The following is a 7,466-nucleotide window of genomic DNA, read 5'->3' on the forward strand; positions in this document are numbered from 1 at the left end:
CTTTGTGTGGACGGGGCCAAGACGGTCGCGGTTTTCGGAATCGGACCGATGGGCTGCGGCGGGATATTAATGCCAACGGGTTTCGGAGCAACTGTGATCGCCGTTGATACGGACGAAAAACGTCTCGCTCTCGCGCGGGAACTAGGGGCGGATTATATTGTGAATCCGAAACAACAGGACTCGGTGGCATACATTAAGCAGCTCACCGGCGGCAAGGGCGCGGACGTCGCAATCGATTGTTCGGGGAACAGTATCGGGGAAAACAATGCGATTGACTGTATCAAAAGCAGGGGATATGTGGGCCTGATCGGCGAGAATAAGGAATGTACAATCAATCCGGCGGATCAGTTCATCCGCAGGCTCATCCATATGACGGGATGCTGGTATTTTAACCGGGCGGACTGGGAAGAGTTGAGCGAGTTTATCATTCGCAAAAATATTGCTTTGAAAAAGATATGCAGCAATGTTTTCCCGATCGGGGAGGCTGCACAGGCATTTGAACTGTTCGATTCCCATGAGGCGCAAAAAGTTGTATTTGTCTGGGATTGAAGCAGGGAAATTGACCGCCCATATGGGCGTCAAATAGAATTTGCTGAAAACGAATTGTTTTTCGGCGGCGGATAATCCGCAAAAAAGAATAACTGAGGAGGAAAAAAATGAAAAAGTCAAAGAGGATTCTATTGGTTGCAATCGCAGTATTTCTGGTGTTTGCATGCTTCGGGTGCCAGGGGGCGGGGACAGCTCCCGCGGAAAGCGCTGCGCCGGCGGCTTCTGACGCTGCCGCGTCCCAAAGCGAGGGCACGGAATCTGCAAGCGTACAGCCGGCAGGAGAGGAAGGAAGATACCACAAGCTTACGCAGGAAGATATTATGGACGTATATTCCCCTGTCGGCAAGGAAGTCTATCAGGATATGTCGATGGACGAGGGAATTCCCAGCGAGGACGCTGCAAAGCTGGCGCTGACGGACGAAGAGAAAGAACAGATACGCTCTATGGGTCTTAAAGTTGCGATCGAAAAGGACGCGCTGGATGACGCTGGTAAATGGCAGGTCGCGGGGATGCAGGAAGTAGCGGATGACCTGGGAATTGAAATTTCGGATATTTGGATCGCAGCCGACAAAACAGGCAACAGTCAGATGGACGATTATGTTAGGTTTGAAGCGATCGCCGACCAGTATGACGCGTTTTTCACGCTGGGCGTAGATATGGCGGCATCCAGTGAAATCCTGAAAAAGATCATGGATAAGACAAAGGTTGGGTTCATCTGTGCGGCTCCGTTTGACGTCGACTGGAATCACGAAAACCTGATTGGCGTATCCGATGCGGATAACTATCTCGCGGGCGTTTATTCCGCGCAGGCCGCAGTGGATATTCTCGGCGGCAAGGGAACGATCGGCGTCGTTGGCTGGGAGAACGGGCATTCCGGTTCTTTCCATACCTGCTGGCAGCGTTATGAAGGATGGAACGATGTATTTGAAGCAAATCCGGATATTAAAGTGATCGACAAATGGTATGACGCGCCGGGCAACGCCAAACAGGTAATTTCCGGTTTGCTGGCATCAAATCCGGACATCGAGCTTTTGCTGATTGACTTTGCGAATCCGCCGGCAGACCAGGCACAGGCGCTGCTCAAGGAAATGGGTTACACTGCCTGGGGCGATATTGCAATGGTTACGATTGATACGGACGCGACGATCGCGGTGCCCATGGCGACTGACGGGCCGGACAATAACTATACGGCGGCATTTGCAGGGCAGGATTGGTATGGCGCAGGAAAGAATATTATGCTGATGTATGCAAGGCATCTGCTCGACGGAAGCGAAAATTCGCCGAAGTTCGTCGCGGCTCCGCCTACGCCGGTATCGGTATATGAAAACCTGAAAACGAATTACGAAATCCTTGCTCCGGAAGGCTGGGACATCCCTGCAGAGGTTATGGCGCTTGAAAATCAGTGGACATATGATCAATAACTCTTAGAATTGGCCGTGCGCCGTGGAAGAATATGTTTCTTCCACGGCAGCACGATGCAGTGGAAACGGGGTATAGGAGATGGCCGATATACAGAAGACTTTGGTAAAAGTAGAAGGAATCACAAAAAAATTCGGAGTAATTACTGCACTTGACAATGTGACGTTTGAAGTGAAAGCAGGCGAAATAACAGGGCTCGCCGGACATAACGGCGCGGGCAAAAGCGTGCTGATCAAGGTGATGGGCGGAATGCACAAACCCAATCAGGGAAAAATATCTTATTATGGGGAACAGGTAAAGCTTCATTCCCCCAAGGACGCGCAGGAACGCGGATTTTATATTGTGCCGCAGGAACTTGTTATCGCGCGGCAAATGAGCGTAGCGGATAATATTTTCGTCGGACAGAAAGAGGCGGAAAGCAAGATACTGAAAACAACGAGAAAAAAACATATCGTTCAGGAAGCGGAAAAACTCTTAAAACAGTACTTTGATATTGATTTGGCCGGAAATACAATCGTGGATACGCTGGATACGGTCACCCAGCGTATCATACAAGTTGTGCGCTGCCTGCGCGCGGGAGCAAAGGTGGTCGTCTTCGACGAAACGACAGCGGGGCTGACGCAAAACGAGCGGGAAAAACTGTTTGCACACATGAAGACACTGGCCCAGAAGGGGCTGGGAATCGTTTTTATTTCCCACATGATTTCTGAAATCCTGGAAATCTGCGACAGCGTTACTGCAATGCGGGAAGGAAAGATTATCAGCTCGGAGAGAACGGATAATCTTGACGCGAGGAAAGTGGTGGAGATGATCGCGGGGAAAGACCATACTGGCATGGATTACGTGAAACCATCCTGTAAAAACGAGGTTGCTCTGTCCGTAAATCATCTCAGCACGGAAAACGATGGGATTACCGATATTAGCTTCGACCTCCGTAAGGGAGAAATATTCGGGATCTATGGCCTGCGCGACCAGGGGCAGACGTTGCTTCTCGAAACCATGTTCGGAATTTATAAGAGCACGCAAGGCCAGACGATTGTCGGCGGAAAGAAAACAAAGCACAGGCGCATAAAGGATAATTTACGCGCCGGACTGGGATATTTGCCGGAGCGCGGTGTGAAAACCGTATTTACTACGAAATCTATCTTGGAGAACATGGACGTCGCCTATTTGAATATGCATGAAAAAATGCTTCAAGTTAAGCGCGCTGAAAAACCGAAGAAATTTATTGATATTGCAAACAGGCTGAAAATACGCGGCCTTTCCGATATGGACGCAAAATTAACCAGCCTGAGCGGCGGTAATATGCAAAAAGCGCTGCTTGCGAGGATGCTGGCAATCGATCCGGACATTCTGATGGTCATCGAACCTATGCTGGGAATCGATATTGGGGCCAAGGACGAAATCAGGTCGATTTTGCTGGATATTGCAAACCAGGGGAAAACGATCGTGATCTCAACGGCGGAAATTGACGATGTCGTCGGAATCTGCAATCGCGTCGCGATTATCAGGGAAGGCAGGCTGGTAAGCGTTATGGACGCAGACGAAGCCAATAAAGCTCTGATTATCGAAGAAAGCACCAAATAGAGAGGGAGGCAGACATGGAAAAAATAAAGAATCAAAAAACAAAGTGGTGGAAATCGCGTGGATCGATGATCTATTTCGCCATTATAGGAATATGCATCATATTTTCCTTTCTGGTGCCCAATTTTTTCTCGCTGGTGAACCTGACATCCATCCTTACAACAATGTGTTTTATCTGTATCCTGAGCCTGGGGGTTACTTTCGTTCTTACAACGGGGGAAATCGACATATCCATTGGAGCGATGATGTCGGTTGCGCCATGCACGATCGCTGTGATGTATCAGGCGGGGGTGCATATTGTAATCGCTTTTATATGCGCGTTGTTGCTCACGCTGCTGATGGGGCTGGGAAACGGCCTTGTAGTATCGGTATGCCGTGTTCCAAGCTTTATTGCAACCCTAGGTATGCAGGGGATAGCGATGGGGTATACAAGAATTATCACGGGCAATAAACCGGTCGCCATGGAAAATGAAGATATTCTCAATGTATTTGGAGGTACGCTGGGCGGTATCCCTAAAATGATTCTATGGATGCTTGTCCTGCTGGCGGCGGCATACTTCATTCTTCATAAGATGCAGTTCGGCAGGAACCTGCATTGCGTGGGCGATAACAGGGGCGCTGCGGAAATTTATGGTCTCAATGTAAAACGTTATGTGACGATGTCGTTTGTCCTTGCTTCGGGATTTGTGTTTTTTGCTGGGGTCATCGATATGGCGCGTTCGTCCTTTGCAACCGTAGGGGCGGGAGAAAGCATTGTTTTGAACGCGATCGTTGCATCCGTCATCGGCGGTACTTCGCTTGCGGGCGGAAAAGGCACGGCAATCGGCGCTTTTGCCGGATCATTTTTCCTGGCGATCATATCGAACGCTTTATTTAACATGGGCTTTATGCCATGGGTAACGAACATCATTGTCGGAACGGTAATCATTGGAATCCTGACGGTCAGCGGCTTCATGGAAAAACGCAGCAAGGAAAAAGCGGGGTTGATCGCATGAATATTTTGAGAGACAGGAAAGCAGGAGGTAGCGTATTATGAAATCGGAGGCAGCAAGCTTCGGAAAGACGCTGAAAAGCAAAGCATTATCCAAAACGAGCATACTGCTGTATGCGACAATTTTACTATTTATTATATTTGCGGTCAGCACAAGCGGCTTTTTTACGCCGAGGAACTTTTTCACCATATTGCGTTCCATGTGTATCATTACCGTACTGGGACTGGGGATTTCCTTTGTCATTACGGCTGGTGAAATCGACCTGTCTATTGGTACGCTTCCCGCATTGTGTGGAGCGATCCTGGCGGTGCTTTTGAAAAACGGAACCAACGTGTTCTTGGCAATCCTGGCGGCGCTGCTGGTGGCCGTAGTGGTAGGAACGATCAACGGGGTGATCATTTCCCAGGCGAACCTCCCCAGTATCATTATTACGTTGGCAACGTACATGATTTGCCAGGGGTTTGCTTATATCGTGACAAACCAGGCGCCGGTGGTGGTGAGCAACGAAGCGTTTTTGAATGCATTCGGATCGAACATCAACGGCTTTCCCGTTATTGTACTGTGGATGGCGGGCCTCGCGGTTGTATGCTATTTCCTGATGCACCGGACCCGTTATGGCAAAAATCTCGCCTTTACAGGGGACAACAGAATAGCGGCGCTTTTTGCAGGTATCAATGTCAATATGACGCTCGTCACATCCTTCATTATCTGTGCGATCTTCTCGTTTTTCGCAGGAATGCTGGGCGTGGCACAAACATCGAACGCCTCTCCGACCATGATTACGTCGGACATGATGACGGCAATTGCGGCGACGCTGATTGGCGGGACATCCCTTTCCGGAGGAGAAGGCAACATACCGGGTACGCTGATCGGCGCGTTTTTTCTGATGATGATTGCAAACGGTATCTTGATTCTGGGGATCGACCAGTGGATATTATACCTGATCAATGGCGTGATCATTTTATTCACGCTCACAATCAGGCATTATTCTAAAAATGGGTCGTAAGCCGGGAGATGCGGGCAACATGTATTTTTGTGGATTAGACGTCGGCACCAGCGGAGTAAAGGCTGTTGTGTTTGACGAAAAAGGAAACGAAAAAAAGAGGGCGTATCGGGAATATGATTTTTTGCTCCGTGCAGACGGAACGCGCTCGCTGGATGCGGAAAACATATGGAAAAAAACCAAAATTGTGCTGCGGGAAGCGGCGGGGCCTTTTGGAAAGCTGGTAGCCGCCATATCCGTCAGTTCATTTGGCGAGGCGTTCGTGGTTTTAGACGGTAGCGATAAAGTGCTCTGCGAGGTCATGGTGAGTACGGACCGCAGGGGAGAGCGGGAATTCGAAGAAGAAATGAAACGGATCGGCAGCGATGAAATCATCTCTGTTTGCGGACTGGTTCCCTCGCCTACCTACAGCCTTGCCAAACTATTGTATTTAAAGAAACGCAAAAAGGAAGTCTGCGCAAATGCAAAAAGGGTATTGCTCATCGGGGATTTTATCCAATACCGGCTAAGCGGCTGCGCTGCGGTGGACTGTTCTTCCGCCTGCCGAACCATGCTTTTTGACATAGAAAAGGCGGAATGGAGCGACAGGCTGTTCCAGGTGTTTGATATGAAGCGTTCCCTGTTTTCACCGGCGGTTTTCACCGGCGAGATCGTAGGGAAGCTCCTCTTAGGCGTTGCGCGCGAGACAGGGCTTTCGCCGAGCGCGAAAGTTGTAGCGGGAGGGCATGACCAGCCGGTCAATGCAATCGGCGCAGGGCTGAGAAAGAATACGGTGGCCTGTTCAATGGGAACGTCCGAATGTATGACGCCTGTTTTTGAAAAAAGGCCGGCACCGGGCGTTACAAAAGAAACCAACCTGCCGGCTGAGCTGGTGTGGGAAAAAGGGAAATATTGTACGTTAGCATATAACCCGACGTCGGGATTGCTGATCAAATGGTTTTTTGACACCTTTTCGGATGAAAAATCTCCGCCGTATGCTTTGTTTGAAAAAAATATGCCCAAGGCCCCGACCGGTATCATGGTACAGCCATATCTTATGGGGAGCGGCACGCCTTATATGGACGCTTCGGCAAGGATGGCAATTACGGGAATCGATATTGGAACAGACCGCTATATGCTTTACAAAGCGATTCTGGAAGGGCTGGTATTCGACCAGAAGCTGAATCTGGAAAAAATCCGGATGCTGGGTGTCCGGGCAGAACGGCTCGTCTGCACCGGAGGAGGATGCAACAGTAAGGCATGGTTGCAATTAAAGGCGGACATTCTGCAAATTCCGGTAAGCGTACTGACCACGTCGGAAGCGGGCGCGCTGGGCTGCGCCGCCGTGTGCGCGGCGGCACTGGGGGAATACGGCAGCATAGAGGAAGCGGCGCAAAATATGTCGGTGGTCAGGGAAACCCTGGAGCCGGCCCATGCGTTCGATGATTTCTATCAAGAAAAGTTTTCCTTGTACCGGCATTTGCGTGACGACGTGAAAGAGGAGAGCGAATTCGGCTGCGCCGCGGTTATGGATACATCAATTCAACGTTATTTTGTTTGAAGACCTGCCGCCATTCAAGGGAAGGCTCCCTATCTGTGATCAGGTAATCAATTGCGCTGAAATCGCAGATTTTAATAAATGTGACAAGATCAAATTTCGAGGAATCGATCATGGCGACCTTAACACGGGAACGCTTCATCATCGTTACCTTGAGTTCCGCTTCTTCTTCGCTGGTATCGGTCATCCCGCTTTCGGGAGATATTCCTACACAGGAAAAGAACATCATATCACAGTTGAAAAGCTCCACTGCGTTTTTGGCGGAGCGTCCGACATAAGACAGCGAATTTTCCCGTAAATGACCGCCTGTCGAGTAGACCCTGGGATGCGCGCTACCGGCAAGTTCCATAGAGACTTTGGGGCTGTTTGTGATGACGGTGTT

At 49.8% G+C, this 7,466-nt stretch carries 7 protein-coding genes; 6 read left to right on the plus strand and 1 reads right to left on the minus strand.

Translation table 11 applies throughout. The features are described from left to right. The 6 genes from VB081_RS13445 to VB081_RS13470 form a co-directional block, all read left to right on the plus strand. A partial coding sequence (locus VB081_RS13445) for a zinc-binding dehydrogenase (RefSeq protein ID WP_323401291.1) occupies positions 1 to 549 on the plus strand: 549 nt, incomplete at its 5' end. Between the two features lie 107 nt (positions 550 to 656). Beyond that, entirely contained in the window at positions 657 to 1,970 is a 1,314-nt protein-coding gene (locus VB081_RS13450; protein ID WP_323401292.1) for a substrate-binding domain-containing protein, read from the plus strand. Positions 1,971 to 2,049: 79 nt separating this feature from the next. Then, positions 2,050 to 3,555, plus strand: a complete 1,506-nt coding sequence (locus VB081_RS13455) for a sugar ABC transporter ATP-binding protein (RefSeq protein ID WP_323401293.1) — start codon at positions 2,050 to 2,052, stop codon at positions 3,553 to 3,555. A 14-nt stretch (positions 3,556 to 3,569) separates the two neighbouring features. Beyond that, positions 3,570 to 4,547: an ABC transporter permease gene (locus VB081_RS13460; RefSeq protein WP_323401294.1), complete on the plus strand. Its 978-nt coding sequence runs from the start codon at positions 3,570 to 3,572 to the stop codon at positions 4,545 to 4,547. A gap of 37 nt (positions 4,548 to 4,584) precedes the next feature. Further along, positions 4,585 to 5,550: an ABC transporter permease gene (locus VB081_RS13465; RefSeq protein ID WP_323401295.1), complete on the plus strand. Its 966-nt coding sequence runs from the start codon at positions 4,585 to 4,587 to the stop codon at positions 5,548 to 5,550. Positions 5,551 to 5,569: 19 nt separating this feature from the next. Next, positions 5,570 to 7,087, plus strand: coding sequence for an FGGY-family carbohydrate kinase (locus VB081_RS13470; protein WP_323401296.1), 1,518 nt, complete (start codon positions 5,570 to 5,572; stop codon positions 7,085 to 7,087). Here the strand turns inward: VB081_RS13470 and VB081_RS13475 are convergent. Further along, positions 7,053 to 7,466: DeoR/GlpR family DNA-binding transcription regulator (locus VB081_RS13475; protein ID WP_442872726.1), on the minus strand; the 414-nt coding region annotated here is incomplete at its 5' end. The two genes, VB081_RS13470 and VB081_RS13475, sit on opposite strands and share 35 nt — an antisense overlap.

Source organism: Christensenella sp., assembly GCF_034927525.1.
Taxonomy (GTDB): Bacteria; Bacillota; Clostridia; order Christensenellales; family Christensenellaceae; genus Christensenella.

What these genes read in the sequence shown, in the direction of transcription:
- VB081_RS13450 (WP_323401292.1), top strand. Translation starts at nt 657, where the DNA reads ATGAAAAAGTCAAAGAGGATTCTATTGGTTGCAATCGCAGTATTTCTG.
- VB081_RS13455 (WP_323401293.1), top strand. Translation starts at nt 2,050, where the DNA reads ATGGCCGATATACAGAAGACTTTGGTAAAAGTAGAAGGAATCACAAAA.
- VB081_RS13460 (WP_323401294.1), top strand. Translation starts at nt 3,570, where the DNA reads ATGGAAAAAATAAAGAATCAAAAAACAAAGTGGTGGAAATCGCGTGGA.
- VB081_RS13465 (WP_323401295.1), top strand. Translation starts at nt 4,585, where the DNA reads ATGAAATCGGAGGCAGCAAGCTTCGGAAAGACGCTGAAAAGCAAAGCA.
- VB081_RS13470 (WP_323401296.1), top strand. Translation starts at nt 5,570, where the DNA reads ATGTATTTTTGTGGATTAGACGTCGGCACCAGCGGAGTAAAGGCTGTT.